General features: G+C 66.0%; 18 protein-coding genes and 1 pseudogene. 12 read left to right on the forward strand and 7 right to left on the reverse strand.

Annotated features, from left to right (window positions below; all coding sequences use genetic code 11):
* Positions 1-30 precede the first annotated feature (30 nt).
* Together EA472_RS18835 and EA472_RS18840 are read right to left on the reverse strand one after the other, a co-directional pair.
* Positions 31-687: pseudogene (locus EA472_RS18835) on the reverse strand (isoaspartyl peptidase/L-asparaginase); the annotation flags it as partial.
* A gap of 42 nt (positions 688-729) precedes the next feature.
* On the reverse strand, positions 730-2,874 hold the full coding sequence (locus EA472_RS18840) for a serine hydrolase domain-containing protein (RefSeq protein WP_124193055.1): 2,145 nt from the start codon (positions 2,872-2,874) through the stop codon (positions 730-732).
* Positions 2,875-2,978: 104 nt separating this feature from the next.
* Here EA472_RS18840 and EA472_RS18845 point away from each other — a divergent pair, with 104 nt between their 5' ends.
* Complete coding sequence (locus EA472_RS18845) at positions 2,979-3,323, forward strand: winged helix-turn-helix domain-containing protein (RefSeq protein ID WP_124193056.1); 345 nt, start codon at positions 2,979-2,981, stop codon at positions 3,321-3,323.
* Position 3,324: 1 nt separating this feature from the next.
* Positions 3,325-3,657, forward strand: a complete 333-nt coding sequence (locus EA472_RS18850; protein ID WP_124193057.1) for a DUF7521 family protein — start codon at positions 3,325-3,327, stop codon at positions 3,655-3,657.
* Positions 3,658-3,721: 64 nt separating this feature from the next.
* Here the strand turns inward: EA472_RS18850 and EA472_RS18855 are convergent, their stop codons facing one another.
* Complete coding sequence (locus EA472_RS18855) at positions 3,722-4,042, reverse strand: PLD nuclease N-terminal domain-containing protein (protein WP_124193058.1); 321 nt, start codon at positions 4,040-4,042, stop codon at positions 3,722-3,724.
* A gap of 331 nt (positions 4,043-4,373) precedes the next feature.
* Between EA472_RS18855 and EA472_RS18860 the strand changes: the two genes are divergently transcribed.
* The 5 genes from EA472_RS18860 to hisS all read left to right on the forward strand — a co-directional run bounded on the left by EA472_RS18860 (position 4,374) and on the right by hisS (position 7,811).
* Positions 4,374-4,664: a hypothetical protein gene (locus tag EA472_RS18860; RefSeq protein WP_124193059.1), complete on the forward strand. Its 291-nt coding sequence runs from the start codon at positions 4,374-4,376 to the stop codon at positions 4,662-4,664.
* Positions 4,665-4,874: 210 nt separating this feature from the next.
* Complete coding sequence (locus EA472_RS18865; RefSeq protein WP_124193060.1) at positions 4,875-5,330, forward strand: 30S ribosomal protein S19e; 456 nt, start codon at positions 4,875-4,877, stop codon at positions 5,328-5,330.
* Positions 5,331-5,509: 179 nt separating this feature from the next.
* Positions 5,510-5,860 (forward strand): DNA-binding protein, encoded by a 351-nt coding sequence (locus EA472_RS18870; RefSeq protein WP_124193061.1) that lies wholly within the window; start codon positions 5,510-5,512, stop codon positions 5,858-5,860.
* Positions 5,860-6,450, forward strand: a complete 591-nt coding sequence (locus tag EA472_RS18875; protein ID WP_124193062.1) for a DUF7411 family protein — start codon at positions 5,860-5,862, stop codon at positions 6,448-6,450. The genes EA472_RS18870 and EA472_RS18875 overlap by 1 nt, the downstream gene beginning before the upstream one ends.
* Before the next feature lie 62 nt (positions 6,451-6,512).
* The gene (hisS, locus tag EA472_RS18880; RefSeq protein WP_124193063.1) at positions 6,513-7,811 is read left to right on the forward strand and encodes a histidine--tRNA ligase; all 1,299 of its coding nucleotides are present in this window, start codon (positions 6,513-6,515) and stop codon (positions 7,809-7,811) included.
* 235 nt (positions 7,812-8,046) lie between these two features.
* Here hisS and EA472_RS18885 read toward each other — a convergent pair whose 3' ends face one another.
* The gene (locus EA472_RS18885; protein WP_124193064.1) at positions 8,047-8,463 is read right to left on the reverse strand and encodes a hypothetical protein; all 417 of its coding nucleotides are present in this window, start codon (positions 8,461-8,463) and stop codon (positions 8,047-8,049) included.
* Between the two features lie 276 nt (positions 8,464-8,739).
* Between EA472_RS18885 and EA472_RS18890 the strand changes: the two genes are divergently transcribed.
* From EA472_RS18890 to EA472_RS18905, 4 genes are all read left to right on the forward strand, one after another.
* Positions 8,740-9,921, forward strand: a complete 1,182-nt coding sequence (locus EA472_RS18890) for an inorganic phosphate transporter (RefSeq protein ID WP_124193065.1) — start codon at positions 8,740-8,742, stop codon at positions 9,919-9,921.
* A 405-nt stretch (positions 9,922-10,326) separates the two neighbouring features.
* Positions 10,327-10,716, forward strand: coding sequence for a ferredoxin Fer (gene fer / locus EA472_RS18895; protein WP_124193066.1), 390 nt, complete (start codon positions 10,327-10,329; stop codon positions 10,714-10,716).
* Between the two features lie 476 nt (positions 10,717-11,192).
* Positions 11,193-12,230, forward strand: coding sequence for an A24 family peptidase (locus EA472_RS18900; RefSeq protein ID WP_124193067.1), 1,038 nt, complete (start codon positions 11,193-11,195; stop codon positions 12,228-12,230).
* Positions 12,231-12,644: 414 nt separating this feature from the next.
* Positions 12,645-12,998, forward strand: a complete 354-nt coding sequence (locus tag EA472_RS18905; protein WP_124193068.1) for a hypothetical protein — start codon at positions 12,645-12,647, stop codon at positions 12,996-12,998.
* Between the two features lie 118 nt (positions 12,999-13,116).
* Here the strand turns inward: EA472_RS18905 and EA472_RS18910 are convergent, their stop codons facing one another.
* Both EA472_RS18910 and EA472_RS18915 read right to left on the reverse strand, forming a co-directional pair.
* Entirely contained in the window at positions 13,117-13,344 is a 228-nt protein-coding gene (locus EA472_RS18910; RefSeq protein ID WP_124193069.1) for a hypothetical protein, read from the reverse strand.
* Positions 13,345-13,452: 108 nt separating this feature from the next.
* Positions 13,453-13,872: an HIT family protein gene (locus EA472_RS18915; protein WP_124193070.1), complete on the reverse strand. Its 420-nt coding sequence runs from the start codon at positions 13,870-13,872 to the stop codon at positions 13,453-13,455.
* A 356-nt stretch (positions 13,873-14,228) separates the two neighbouring features.
* Between EA472_RS18915 and upp the strand changes: the two genes are divergently transcribed.
* Complete coding sequence (gene upp / locus EA472_RS18920; RefSeq protein ID WP_124193071.1) at positions 14,229-14,906, forward strand: uracil phosphoribosyltransferase; 678 nt, start codon at positions 14,229-14,231, stop codon at positions 14,904-14,906.
* Positions 14,907-14,978: 72 nt separating this feature from the next.
* Here upp and EA472_RS18925 read toward each other — a convergent pair whose 3' ends face one another.
* Positions 14,979-15,179: a YgaP family membrane protein gene (locus tag EA472_RS18925; RefSeq protein WP_124193072.1), complete on the reverse strand. Its 201-nt coding sequence runs from the start codon at positions 15,177-15,179 to the stop codon at positions 14,979-14,981.
* Positions 15,180-15,242: the final 63 nt, after the last annotated feature.

The raw sequence follows: 15,242 nt of genomic DNA on the forward strand, positions 1-15,242 counted from the left end.
GACACGTACCTCGCCGCCGCCGAGTTACTTCACGTCGCCGACGTCGTCGGCGAGCGCGAGCCAGCGGCCGCCGGTCGACGTCGCGGTCGCCAGGCGCTCGCCGTCGACCGCGACCGCACCGACCGTGTCGTGATCGAGCCCGTCCGGTCGTCCGCCGTTCGCCGCTCGACTTCGGTCGTTCTCGTTCGTCTTCCCGTCGGGATCCGACCGCCCGTACCGGTCGCGGATCCACTCGAGCCGTTGCTCGACGTCGCCCGGGGGTGAGTCGAGATCGCCCCACCGCTCGCGGGTGCGGTCGGACCGGAGGTCGACGCCGGTCTCGACGTCGAAGGCGTCGGCCAGCGCGACGGCGTGTTCCCCCGAGACGAAGCCGTGTGGCGTCTCCTCCATGACGATCCGCGCGACGCTGACCGCCCGCTCGACCCTCGGCATCGAGCAGACCGCGCCGACCGCCCGGTCGTCGGTCATGATCCCCGCGTCGGTGCGGATCTCGCCGTCGCTCTGAATCGCACCGCCGAGGCCGGCGTTGAACCGCGGCGACGACTCGAGGACGTTCACCGCCGCCTCGACGGCGTCGACCGGGTTCGATCGCTCGCCGCCGTGTTCGGCCGCCCGCTCGAGGACCCGCTGTCGCGATTTCGGTTCGTCGGGCGTCGATCCCGCGCCGCCGTGGACGAGTACCTGCATACGAACCGCTGTCGGGCGGGCGGCGTATATCTCCGGCGGCGATCAGACGAATCCGAGTTGGAGCAGCTGCCAGGCGAAGACGATCCCCAGGACGGCGAGGATCGTCCGGCCGACGCGGGCGCGCCGGGACCAGTAGGAGTTGTACCAGGCGAGCCCGGCGGAGACCGCCGTCGCGCCGGCCAGCAGGAGCGAAAGCGGCGCGAGCGCGAGGGCGATCCGAAGCGGGAGGGGCGTCGCGACGAAGGCGAACTCGCCGCCGATCGCGAGCCCCGCGAGCAGCGATCCCGCGAACCCGAGCGAGACGACGGCGAGCGCGATTCCGGCGGCGCGGGCGAGCCACGCCGGCCGTCCGACCGCTCGCCGGAACCGTTCGATCGGCTCGACGACGGTCGACCGTCCGTCCGGCGACGCGCGACCGTTCGAGCCCGCTCGAATGCGGCCGTACAGTCGACGCGTACCGATACCGAGCCACCACAGGACGGTCGCCAGGAATCCCACCAGCGCAACACCCACACTCGCGCCGACGGCCGCCGTTCGTTCGTGGACCGGAACGGGTTCGTAGGTCGTCATCGGGTGGCTGTTCCGGTGGACCGCCTCGACGGCGCCGTCCTCGACCTCGACGACGAGGACGTCGTGGCCGTCGACCTGCTGGTAGACGTTCGGCTCGCTTTCGATCCACTCCCGCTCGTCGAAGCCGAGCGTGTCGCTCTCGAGCCGACCGTCGCCGGCCGGCTCGATCGACAGCCGCATCGCCAGACCGAGAAACTGCGCCGGGCCGTCGCGGGTCGCCATCGACGGCAGGTACTCGCCGGCGGCGAGGTCGGTTCGCTCCGTCGATCCGGTGACGGTATCGGCCGCAACCTCCCGTTCGTCGAGTTCGACGGGCTCGGAGAGCAGGCCGTACGCCTCCAGAATCCGGTCGACGACCGCGTTCGGCGACGCTCGGTCGTCCCGGACGTTGTAGCTCACGAAGACGCCGACGTCCGCTTTCGGCGCGAGGACGAGCTTGCTCGTCTCGTGGAGCGTTCCGCCGGAGTGGCCGATCAGGTCGGCGTCCGGGGGGCCGTACTCGTAGAAGCCGTATCGCCAGCCGTTGACCGCTGGATGCCGTTCGTGGTGGGTGTCGTGCATCGCCTCGACGGACGCCGGCTCGAGAATCCGGGCGTCGTCGACGCCGCCGCCCTCGAGGTGGGCGCTCATGAACGTCGAGGCGTCGGTCGCCGTCGCGCTCATCGAGCCCGCGGGCCGCCAGTTGACGTACGTTCGATCGGCGGTCTCGACGCCGTCGGTGGTCGGTTCGTGGGGGGCCGCGAGTTCGCCGGGATGGTCCTCGGGAACCGGCTGGGCGAACGTGCTGTGATCCATCCCGAGCGGACCGAAGAGTTCGGACTGGACGTACTCCTCGAAGGTCGTGTCGTACGCCTCCGCGACGACGTGACCGGCGAGCATCGCCCCGTAGTTGGAGTAGCTGACCGTCTCACCGGGCGGCCGGATCCGATCCGGTCGGTTCTCCGCGAGCGCGGTCTCGAGCGACGTCACCTCGTCGGGATCCTCGACGAGACCCGGATCGTGGCGCGTGTCGAATCCGGCGGTGTGCGTGCCGAGGTGTCGCAGCGTCACGGGCCCGTCGTCCGTCTCCGGAATCTCGACGGCCGAGTCCTCGAGGTAGACGTTGACGTCTTCGTCGAGGTCGAGCTTGCCGTCCTCGACACCCTGCATCACGGCGGTCCAGGTGACGAGCTTGCCGACGGAGCCGATCACGAACGACGTTTCGTCGGCTCGAACCGGCTGCCCCGACGCGACGTTCGCCTCGCCGTACCCCTTCTCGAGCACCGGTTCGCCGCCCTCGACGACCGCGACCGTGATCCCCGGGACGTCGTGTTCGTCCCGTTGCTCGGCGACGATCTCGTCGACGATCGCCTCGAGATCGGCTGACTCGTCGGCGGACGCCGGTTCGTCGGAATCGTCGCCGTCGGTCGCAGTCGCTGCACCGTCGAATGCGCCGGACGTAACCCCCGATTCGGCGTTCGCGTCGGTCGACGCGTTCGTCGCGAGTACCGGCCCCGCCGCTCCTGCGACGAGCAGCGAACTCACAATTACCGCCAGAGCGACGATCGATAGCGACGAGCGGCCGACCGTTCGAAGCCGGTCGAAACGCGCCTCGCGGCGTGGCCGTGGATCGAACATTTCGTTCGTACCTCGAGAGAGACCACGATAGGCCCTCGAGCACGGCTTCAGGGGATGAAGCCGTCGTCACGACTATATAGCCGCTGTCCATGCACGTAGCTACCGTGAGTGAGGAGCCCCCGCTCGAGGAACTCGCCGCCCTGCTGGAAGACGAGACGGCGCGGCGCATCCTCACCGAAATTTATCGCAAACCCATGTCAGCGAACTCACTAACCGAACGGTGCGACGCGTCGGAACCGACGGTGTACCGCCGGCTCGAGGATATGCGACGGTGCGGTCTGCTGGTGGAACGGACCCGACCGGACACCGAGCGGGGTCACCACTACACCGAGTACGCGACGAACCTGGAGCGGATCGTCGTCGAGATCGACGACGACGGCATCGACTTCCGGGTCGACCGTCGGGAACGGATGGCCGACCGATTCACGCGCCTGGTCGAGGAGATGTGAGATGCTCGAGATACCGCTCCAGCTCGGCGAGGCGCTGTCGCCGGATTACTTCGAGGGGGCCATGCTGTCGATCAACTTCCTGAAGGGGGTGATCGGACTGGCGATCGCCGTCATCGCCTACCGCGGCTACCGCAGGAACGCGAGTCGACCCATGCTGTATCTCTCGCTCGGGTTCGTCCTCGTCCTCGGGGCACCGTTCGTCCTCTACGTCGTCGCGCTCGCGATCGTGGCCCTGTTGAGCCTCCCGCCGATCGCGGAGATGGGCGTCGTCGTCACGGCGGAACTCAGCCAGGTGCTCGGACTCTTGATCATCGTCTACGCGCTCAGACTGTGATCGGTTGGTGTCCGCCGGTTCCGATGTGGCCCCAACCGTTTCGAGAGACGGCGGTCCGGACGAATCATTCCTCGCCGTTTCGACCCTCGTCCGCGGCTCGCGTCCCGTCCTCGCGGCGTGACGCCAGTACCGTGTCGTCCGCTCGTGAAGGGTGAACGTTCACCTTGTGGCCCCTGTACGGATCGGTTTCCGGATCGTACGAGAGTTCGCTTCGCTCGAACAGGTAGACGAAAAAGCCGAAAATCGGCACGAAGAAGACGATCGCCGCCCACTTTTTCGGCGGCTCGAGGCCCACCTTACCGGCGTCGTAGTAGGTGAACGCCGTGAGCGCGAGGTGCCAGGCGAGCGGGATCCCGACGATCACCGCGAGCAGTATCGTCTCCATATCCGGGATAGGTCGCGAAGCTACTAAACTGACGGCCTTCCACCCGCCAACGGGAGGCGTTTCCGACTCCGCAGTGACGCCGACGGCCGGCGAAACGGCGACGGGCGGACTACGCGACGAACCAGTAGGCGAAGCCTGTTACGTCCGGTACAGTCGACAGAAACGACGTGGTGGGAAAGCGTCGCATTCGTCGCTCGGCCGTAAGGTATCCGTGTACACCGACCGACCGACAGTTTCGGAACAGAAACGTCGGCTTCGGCGAGGAAACGGCGTCGACCGTTTATGGGGACGACGAACGATCCGTCGGTGCCCAGTACGGGCAGAGTACACGATGATCAGGACCAGTTACGCGACCGTTGGACGCACCGTGGTGGTGCTCGCGATCGCCGCGCTGTTGCTCGTGGCGACCGCGGGGATCGGCGCAGCGACGGAGACGACGAACGACTCGACGTACGAAGATTCGGTCGAAACGTCTACGGAACGGATCTCCGAGGACGTCTCGGTGACGACCGTCGTCGAGGTAGAAGAAGACACCGCACCCGTTCCCGATGACGTCGGAGAGGACGCCGTGGACGACGCGTTCGACGAACCCATCGTCGAGATACCCGACATCCTGAGCTAACCGCCGGAGGGCGATCCGACCCTCGTCGGTTAGTCGGTCGGTCACTTCGATCGATACCGCACGCGTCGATACTATTCGGGGATGGAGACGCCGCGGCAGTCGGCACGCTCGAGCGCGCAGAGCGATCGCGTCGAAAACGGATCGCCGAAACGACGCCGCGACGGAGCAGATACGATGGTCTTAAATGCCGCGGCAGGGAACCTGACGCCAATGGCTACGATGTACGACGTTCCGGCGGACGACCTCATCGAGGCGCTCGCCGAGGACCTCGAGGAACGGCTGGACGAACCGGACTGGTCGAAGTTCACGAAAAGCGGCGTCGACCGCGAACTGCCGCCCGAACAGGAGGACTTCTGGGCGACGCGCGCGGCGAGTCTGCTGCGCAAGGTCGCGGATCGCGGTCCGGTTGGCGTCGGGCGACTCGCGACCGAGTACGGCGGCTCGAAGCGGGGCTCGAACCGGTACGCCGTCGCGCCCGATCGACGAACCGACGGCTCGCGAAACCTGATCCGAACCATCCTCCAGCAACTCGAGGAGGAAGGCCTCGTCGAGACCGCCGAGGGAGAAGGCCGACGCATCACCCCCGACGGACAGAGCCTGCTCGACGACACCGCCGGGAGCGTCCTCGAAGAACTCGACCGACCGGAACTCGAGCGCTACGCCTGAGACGGTTCGTCGTAACGGTTTGCCGGTGCAACCGCGATCGCCCTGTGGGTGTGCCGGGAACGACCGACGACGGTCCGTCCGAGACGACGCGGTTCGACGACGACTCTGGGACTCTCGCGACTCTCGATACCGACGACGGTCCGTAATCATTTTCCCCAGCGCGAAACAATCCAGTACGTATGAGCGAGGCACCAGACGAGGAGAAACTCGAGGAGCTACGACAGAAGAAAATGGAACAGCTCCAGGAGCGCGCGGAATCGGGCGGCGCGGACGCCGAACAGGAAGCAGCCCAGCAGCAAGCGGAGGCGCAGAAACAGGCGCTGTTGCGCCAGCACCTGACCGACGAGGCCCGCAAGCGACTCAACACGGTCAAAATGAGCAAACCGCAGTTCGGCGAGCAGGTCGAACGGCAGGTGGTCACGCTGGCTCGCAGCGGCCGCATTCAGGGCAAGATCGACGACGACAAGATGAAACAGCTCCTGAAAGAGCTCAAGCCCGACTCGAAGAGCTTCGACATCAAGCGACGCTGATGGAACTCGGACTGCTCTACAGCGGCGGCAAGGATTCGACGCTCGCGGCGCTTCTTCTCGAGGAGTTCTACGACGTGACGCTGACGACGGCGACGTTCGGCGTCGGCGACGACTGGAAACACGCCCGAGCGACCGCCGACGCCGTCGGCTTCGAGTTCGAACGACTCGAACTCGATCCGGAGGTGGCCCGCGAGGCCGTCGATCGGATCCGCGAGGACGGCTTTCCCAGAAACGGCATCCAGCACGTCCATCAGCACGCCCTCGAGGAACTCGCCGCGGCCGACTTCGACGTCATCGCGGACGGCACCCGGCGTGACGATCGCGTCCCGACCGTCTCGCGGGCCCAGGCCCAGAGCCTCGAGGATCGCCACGGCGTCGACTACATCGCTCCGCTGTCGGGATTCGGCCGCGGGGCGGTCGACCGCCTCGTAGAGGCGAACCTCGAGGTGACCGTCGGTCCGAGCGAGGAGATCGAGCGGGCCGATTACGAGGCCGAGCTCAGGGCGCTCATCGCCGAACGCGAGGGCGACGCGGCGGTCGCGGACTACTTCCCGGATCACGAGCAGACGTACGTGACGGACGTTCGGTGACGACGATCGAGCGACGCTTCCAAACGAAAGGATAGAAGTTCGCCGTTCCCGAATCCACGGACATGTACGACCGAATCAAGGGCTTTCGCGACTTCTATCCCGGTGAGATGGCCGCCAGGCGGGCGACCATCGACGTCCTCGAGGACACCGCCCGAGGGTACGGCTTCCGGGAGATCGGCACCCCCGCGCTCGAGCGTGCGGAGATGTGGACCGATAAAAGCGGCGACGACATCGTCGAGGAGCTGTACGCCTTCGAAGACCAGGGCGGTCGCCACGTCACGCTGACACCCGAACTCACGCCGACGGTCGCGCGGATGGTCGTCGCCAAACAGCAGGAACTCTCGAAACCGATCAAGTGGTTCTCGACGCGTCCGTTCTGGCGATACGAGCAGGTCCAGCAGGGCCGACAGCGCGAGTTCTACCAGACGAACGTCGACATCTTCGGTTCGGACGAGCCCGAAGCCGACGCCGAGATCCTCGCCTGGGCGGCCGACGCGCTGACGAGCCTCGGGCTGACCGGCGAGCACTTCGAGTTTCGAATCTCCCACCGTGACGTCCTCGGGGGCATTCTCGAGACCTACGACGCCGACGTGGACGTCGACGAGGCGATCCGTGCGGTCGACAAGTCGGACAAGCTCGAGACGGCCGAGTACCACGACCTGCTGATCGAGGCGGGACTGACGGCCGACCAGGCCGCCGAGTTCGACGGCCTCGTCGCGAGCGGCGATCTCGAGGCCGTCGAAGCGTTCGCCGACACGGAACGCGTCACCGAGGCCGTCGACAACCTCCGGAACGTCCTCGCGGCTGCCGAGGACTTCGGCGCCCGCGAACACTGTACGATCTCGCTCGAGACGGCTCGCGGACTCGACTACTACACGGGCGTCGTCTTCGAGTGCTTCGACTCCGCGGGCGAGGTCTCGCGGTCGATCTTCGGCGGCGGCCGCTACGACGACCTCATCGAGAGCTTCGGCGGTCAGCCGACGCCCGCCGTGGGCGTCGCCCCGGGCCACGCGACGCTGTCGCTGCTCTGTCAGCGCGCCGGCGTCTGGCCCGACGAGGAAGTGACGACCGACTACTACGTCCTGCAGATCGGCGACACCCGAAGCGAGGCCGCCCGGATCTGTCGGGGGCTTCGCGAACGCGGTCACGTCGTCGAAACCGACGTCGCGGGACGATCGTTCGGCGCGCAACTGAACTACGCCGACTCGATCAACGCCGAGACGGTCGTCATCGTCGGCGAACAGGACCTCGCGAACGACGAGGTGACGGTCAAGGACATGGAAAGCGGCGACCAGACGCAGGTTCCTGTCGAGGAGTTCCCCGGCGAACTCGAGCGACCGACGTTCGCGGACTTCGAGTAGTGGCTCGTCGGGGCTGAACGAGCGAATCGATCCGATAGCGGGTGCCTGCTTCGAGCCACACGTCGACGCGTGACGGAGTACGATCGTCGTCGTTGACGGTCGTAGCACTCCCGCTCGAGTGCGAGCGGCGAGCAGCTCGTTTCAACGACTACCGTCGCTCGGTTCGCAGCGGTCGGGCGACGGGGGCGGTTCGATCGCTCGAGCGAAGCGCGTGTGAGCGCTCGGGTTCACCGGTTCAGTCCGTCTCTCCGGTTCCGTCGACCGACTCCTCGATCTGCTCTTCGTGTGGTCGTCGATCGACGCGGTCGTCGACCGATTCGACCTTCGCCTGCACCTCGTCGATCTGTTCGCCGACGGTCTCCTCGATCGTCCGTTCGACGGTTTCGCCGACGGCCTCCTCGACCGATTCCTCGACCGCCTCGCCGACTGTCTCTTGAACCGACTCTTCGACCGTCTCCCGAACGACGGACGTCATCCACTCCGGATCGAACCGGGCCATCTTCCAGACGACGTGGAGCACGTACGAGGCGAACACGCCGAGGGCGAACGTCAGTCCGATCCTGAGGTCGAGCGTCGCGATCAGGACGATCGAAACGAGGATCAATCCGCCGTAGGCGAGATCGATGATCGCATCGACGCGACGCGGGTTCATCGTCGACCCTCGTCCGTATCCCCGTCGGTCACCGTCTCCTCCGTTCGACGGTGACGTCCCGTTCGACGGCCGCCACCGCTGCGACTCGAGAGTTCGCGCGAAACCATGTTACCCGACCGTACGGTCGATCTCGAGGAAATTCTTTGGAAGACGGAAGACGGAGGAACGACGACGGTGAGCGGTCGTTGGCACCCCGTGGCGAACACTGGTGCAGTCCGGCGAGTAGCAATCATCAGATAGAGGCGTTTTTAGGGTCGGCTCGCCTGATAATCGGATGTGACAGACGTACTGTTGATCGTGGGACTTCTCGTCGCGGTCTTCGTCGGCTACAACATCGGCGGCGCGACGACCGGGCCGGCGTTCGGACCGGCCGTCGGAGCCAACGTGATCACCAAGCTGATGGCGGCGGCGCTCATGTCGGTGTTTTTCTTCCTCGGCGCGATCACCATCGGACCGCAAGTCGTCGACACCCTCGGCAGAGAGCTCGTCACCGACACCGCGATCTTCACGACGCGCGCGAACGTCGCCGTCCTCTTTTTCATCGGCGGCGCGCTGTTCCTCGGCAACTACGCTGGCGTCCCCGCGTCGACGTCGATGACCGCGGTCGGCGCGATCGCCGCGCTCGGACTCGCAACCGGCGAACTCGACTTCGCGGTGCTCGGCGAGATCGTCGTCTGGTGGATCGTCGCACCGATCGTCGGCTTCTGGGTCGCCGGCGTCATCGGTCGGTACTTCTATCCGCGGATCAACGAGTGGATCGCCATCGAAGGCAGTCGGGACGGACGGCAGATGGTCACCGTCGATCGATCGTCGGGCGTGCCGCGGCTCCGATTCGGCGATGACGCCGACAGACGCGAGATTACGGGTGCACTCGTCGTCGTCGGCATCGGCTGTCTGATGGGCTTTTCGTCGGGAACGAGCAACATCGCCAACGCCATCGCTCCGATCTACGGCACCGGCGAGATCGACATGATCCCCTTGATTCTGCTCGGCTCGGTCGCAGTCGCCGTCGGCTGTTTCACGATCGCCCGCCGGACGCTCGACACGCTCGGCAACGACATCACGAACCTTCCGCTGACGGCGGCGATCGTCGTCGCCGTCATCAGTTCGACGATCGTCATCGGCCTTTCGTACGTCGGCATCCCCGCGAGCTTCGTCGTCATCGCGACGATGAGCATCATCGGCCTCGGCTGGGGACGGGCGACGCGAACGACGCGCATCTCCGACGCCGCCCGCGGCGAGGAGACGCACGTCTCCGTCGGCGCGCTCACCGCCGAGGAGGAGGGCGAAACGCCGCCGGAAATCGGCGAGGAAGATCCCGCTGACATCCCGAAAGCCTCCGACCTGTTCGACCCCTCGACGACCGCCCGCGTCATCCTGATGCAGAACGTGGTCCCGATCGTCTCGACCGTCGGGGCGTTCCTCACGTTCCGGTACGTCCCGGTCTTCGGCTTCTGATAGGGAGTATCGTAGAAGTCCATAGATTTCCAGTGATGAACCGAGACACGGTGTCGAAGAACCGACTTCGAAACCGCCGGTTGGCTACGATAACCCCTATGAGACGAACTGCTGTCGACCGTCTACCGTGGGCCGCAAACGGACGTCGGTCCCACGGGCAACGACCGGCAGCAGTCGCTCGACGGGAAGCGATTTCGAAACGATCCCCGCGCCGTCTCGGTCCACTGGGTGGTCGACCACCGACCTCGAGCGACCGATTCGTTTCGATTGTTCGCTTCTCGTTACGTGCTCTCATTTGTCTAGGTACGTCTCCGCCAGTCTCGTGGTGACTTTCCAATTATTCCTTAAAAACGATTGAGGACTGAACAGCAAGCTATACCAGTGCGGGACGTGAATCGTCGGGTGATGCCCACGGTAGAATACCTCAACTACGAAGTAGTGGACGACAACGGCTGGGACATTTACGACGACGAGGTCTTCGAGCAGGCCGCAGAGGAGGGCCTGGACGACGAAGATTACGGCACGCTCGAGGTCAACGAGGGCGAGTACATTCTCGAGGCTGCGGAGGCACAGGGCTACGACTGGCCCTTCTCGTGTCGCGCAGGAGCGTGTGCAAACTGTGCAGCGATCGTCGTCGACGGCGAAATCGAGATGGACATGCAACAGATCCTCTCGGACGAGGAAGTCGAGGAGAAGAACGTCCGACTGACCTGCATCGGTTCGGCCGAGACCGACGAGGTCAGGATCGTGTACAACGCAAAGCACCTCGACTACCTGCAGAACCGCGTCATCTGAGGCGCACGCGAACCGCATTCGAGCATCCTCATTGTTTGAGACGGACTGCTGTCCGTCAGTTCCGGTGCGACCGCGAACGGGCGACGGTTGCACCGGTAGCGCAAATCGTCCGAGCGCCGATACCGGTAGTTCCGGCTCTTCGTCCACGCCCGGCTACCGGACGTCGTCCGCGTCTCGCTGCGACCTCGCGGCTCGAATCCGCTCGCGAGAGACCGCGCTGGGTCGGTATCCTGACCCGGACGACGATCGACGCAACGATCCGGGCGTTCCCGCCTTTCAGTTCGGTCACCGCGTAGTGCCACCACGAGAGGGGTCGTTGAAACGAGCTGCTCACCGCTCGTACTCGAGCGGTCGCGCTGGCCGCCAATTCGCGAGCGGGAGTGCGACGACGTTCAACGATCCTCTCACACGCCGACGCCCGTCCGCAGGAGGACGGCTCCGAAAGTATAACACGGTCACGCTCGAGAGAGCCGTACGTGACACTCCCCGGCGCGTCCGCGACGGTGCCCGATCTCCTGCGGCTCGTCGCCGTCCCGGTCTTCGCTTGGATCGCGATTCGTGACATCAAGACCAGGCGCGTCTCGAGCGGCGTCTGGATTCCGCTCGCGCTGCTTGGGGCCGCGTTGCTCGTCTGGGACGCGTGGGTCGCCCGGTCCGCCGGTCCGCTCGCCTGGCAGGAGTTTCTGCTTCCGACGGCGATCAGCCTGGGGTTCGTCGTCCCGATCGCGTATCTCTTCTGGTGGTTCGGCGGCTTCGGCGGGGCCGACGCGAAGGCGTTGATGGTGCTGGCGCTGTTTTTCCCCGCGTTCCCGCAGTACGTCGTCGGTTCGTGGACGGTTCCCCTGACGACGACGCCGATCGGCTCGTTCTCGTTTACCATCCTGACGAACGCCGTCCTCGTCGGCGTCGCGATCCCCGTCGTCCTCGCGGTGCGAAACGCCGCGGCGGGCCGGGTCGCCCCCGTCATGTTCGTCGGCTGGCCCGTCCCCTGGGATCGGATTCCCGAGACCCACGGGAGCCTGCTCCAGACGACGTCCGGGTTGAGCCGTCGGGGGCTCGACCTCGACGCGCTCCGGATGTACCTCCGCTGGCGGGGACTGTCGCTGTCGGACGTCCGCGACGATCCCGACCGGTACCGCGATCCGTCGACGCTACCCGACGAGCCGAATCCGCCGACGGACGGAGCCGTCCACGCCGCACGCAGCGACGGCGGTGAGTCGGTATCCGCGGAATCCGACGGCGAGTCGATCGTCGACGGTTCGGAATCCGTCGACGAACCGACCGCGTCCGAAGAATCGAAGACGGACGATCCGTGGGGTGCCGAGGCCTTCCTCTCGGACGTCGAGGGAACGGCCTACGGAACGACGGCCGAAGAACTCCGCGACGGACTCGAGGTGCTCTCGAGCGAGGAGACCGTCTGGATCTCGCCGGGGACGCCGTTTCTCGTCCCGGTATTCGTCGGCCTCGTGATCGCGCTCGTCTACGGCGACCTGTTGCTGGGAACGCTGCTATGACATCCTCCGCGCCCTGCAGGGCGCGGTTTTCACTCCGATGTGGGGGTCTCAGCTGGTCTGCGACCCCCCAGAGGAAACATTTCCGCCACAGTGAGCGGTACTCTGGTCCGTGCGCCGTTCGTTGGGACTTGCCCTCACGGGAGAGCGTGGTGACTCAGACCAAGCGTGATCGTCCCACTGGAACCGTGCTCGGAAACGCGCAGCGTTTTCGGCGTCCCGGAAATCTCCGATTTTCGAACGACTTCACGGAGGGGCGGGGACTCTCTCGCTTAAAAAAGGTAGCGACCGCCGATCCGGGACTTTCGTCCGATGCGTCCGGATTCAACCGACGATCGTCCGGCGTGGGCCACGCGATTGCGCGTCGCGCGTCGAATCCGTCGAAATCGTTTTATTCTCTGTGGTTGACACTCCGGTATGATGCCCGTCACGCGTCTCCGGAGTCGGTTCGCCGGTCGTCGCACCCGCCGCGCGTTCGCCCTGCTCGTCGCAGCGCCGCTCGGGCTGGTCGCGCTCGAGTCGCTGGCTGGCGACGCCCTCCCCGAGGCGGCGACCGCGGCGCTCGAACTCCCGTATCTGCTGTTCGTGTACCTGCCGGGGGCGGTCGTCGGCGCGCTCGTCCTCGAGCCACTCGGCGTGCCCGACGCGCTCGCCGGGGTGCCGTTGGCGGCGGAGCTAACGCTCGGTACCGTCCTCGTCGCATTTTACTACCTCCTCGCGGTCGCGCTGGTGACGCTGGTTTCGGTTGCGAGGCGAATCGCCGGCGACTAACCCGCGTCCCGAGTTCCGACCCGCACCCCGGAACGCGGCGACCGCTCGAGTCGGCTCTCTCGTCTCCGCCCGACTCACACAGGAACCTGCAGTCGACGCGATCCCGTCCGCCGCCGGCTCACTCCCGGATCCGCTCGTACAGCGGGACGAGCGCCGTCCAGAACAGGACGAAGCCGGCGCCGACCGCGACGATCGCGAGCCACGGCGTTGCGTCCCCCCGCGGCGGGCCGCTCGAGAGGAGAACGAACGTTCCGACGAACAACAGCGCACAGATCAGCACGCTCCCGAGTTCGAGCGTCGTCGCGACGGGATGTGCGCGGAATCTGGCGGCGAGACCAGTGTCCATACGCGACGCTCGCGGTCGATCCACAAAACGCTCACGGCGACTCGATCGCGGCGATCGGTCCTCCGTAGCGATCGGAGCGGTTCGTCCGATCGGATGCGGCCCGATCGATCAGGCGCGCGACGAGATGTCCGCTTCGATCTCGTCGAGTTCGTCGTCGTCCAGACTCGGCGGCTCGCCCGCAACGCCGTGGATCGGGCCCCCGCCGTCTCCCTCGAAGCGCGGGATAATGTGACAGTGGACGTGGGGAACCTCCTGACCGGCCTCGGAGCCGTTGTTGAACGCGACCGTGCTCGCGTCCGCGTCGACCGCGTCCTCGACGGCGGGAATTAAGCGATGGATCGTCGCGTAGAGGTCCGACGCGACGTCTTCGGGAACGTCGTTCAGTCGCTCGTACTCGTCTTTCGGGATGACGAGCGTGTGCCCCGGCGCGAGCGGATTGGCGTCCAGAAAGGCGATCGTCGTCTCGTCTTCGTACACGACTCGTGCCGGAATCTCTCCGTCGACGATCTGACTGAAGATCGTACTCATACGTCCGTATGCTGTGTCGTCACGCCGTATGAAGGTTACCCGCGCTCGAACGCGAACGCGGGGACGACGGCGGGGAACAGCCCGAGTCGAGCGCCTCGAACGGCGATTTACTCGGGATAATTCGGATAAACTGTCGAGAATTATCGTGTATCGTCGTTGTCTTCAATACGAACAGGCACCTCCCGTCGAACGCCCACGCGGGCACGAACTCGCGCTGGCTGGAACCCCTCGCAGTCGACCATCCGCGCGTTCGACGTCGACCGGGGATTTCGGGATGCGGCGTGTGGCGGGGGTGGCGACGTCCCTTCTCGCGGACGATCGATAACGTGAACTACTCGGCGACGGGCGTTACTGGTATGCCGATCGAAAACCGGGAGAACGCGTACCTCATCACGCACGCACTGGCGAAGGACACGCTCTCGCGCCTTCGAGACGTCGAAACCGAGCAGGTCAGCTTTCGCAAGGGCCTCGTCAAACTCGGTCGGATCTGCGGATACGAGATCATCGACGGCCGGATGGAAACCGAGTACGTCGAGATCGAGACGCCACTCGAGCCGACGATGGGCGAGCGCGTCCGCGGGCTCGACGACGTCGTCATCGTCAACGTCCTGCGAGCCGCGACGCCGTTCGTCGAGGGGCTGTTGAAGGCGTTTCCGCGGGCCCGTCAGGGCGTGATCAGCGCCAGTCGCGACGAGGAGGCGGGCCGCGACGCCGACGGCACGTTCCCGATCACCGTCGACTACGTGAAGCTGCCGGAGATCAACGAGGAAGACACCGTGATCGTCGCCGATCCGATGCTCGCGACGGGCAGTACGATGTGCACCGTCCTCGAGCACCTCACGGAGAGCTCCGCCGAACCGGACAACCTGTTCGTCCTCTCGGCGGTGTCGGCACCGGACGGGCTGCTCCGCGTCGGCGAGTCGTGTCCGGAGGCCGACCTGCTGACGGTCGCGATCGACGACCGACTCGACGAGAACGGATTCATCGTGCCCGGCCTGGGCGACGCCGGTGATCGGGCGTTCCGCACGACCTGAAGGGCCTCTCGCGAGTGTCGTCGCCGTCGTGGGTTCGTCGATCTCGAGGGTGCTCGAGCGCCGACGAGCCGATCACTCCGAGCCGCAGGTGTCGATCCCCAGGAGCGCGTTCACCGGACACCGCCGGATGATTGCGGTAGCGAAGACGTCGCTCCCGGCGACGAACGCGAGCGTCCCGACCGTTCGGTCCCGGTTTCGATACCCGAACGCGAGCAGCGTTGCTCCGAGAACGAATCGGAGCGGCCGATCGAATCCGCCGACGTTTTTCTCCATACGCGACTCGAGCGGCTCGTCTCCCGTAGCGGTACCCCCTTCGATCGCCACGCCGGCGGCGAC

The organism is Natrarchaeobius oligotrophus, from assembly GCF_003841465.1.
GTDB classification, from domain to species: domain Archaea; phylum Halobacteriota; class Halobacteria; order Halobacteriales; family Natrialbaceae; genus Natrarchaeobius; species Natrarchaeobius oligotrophus.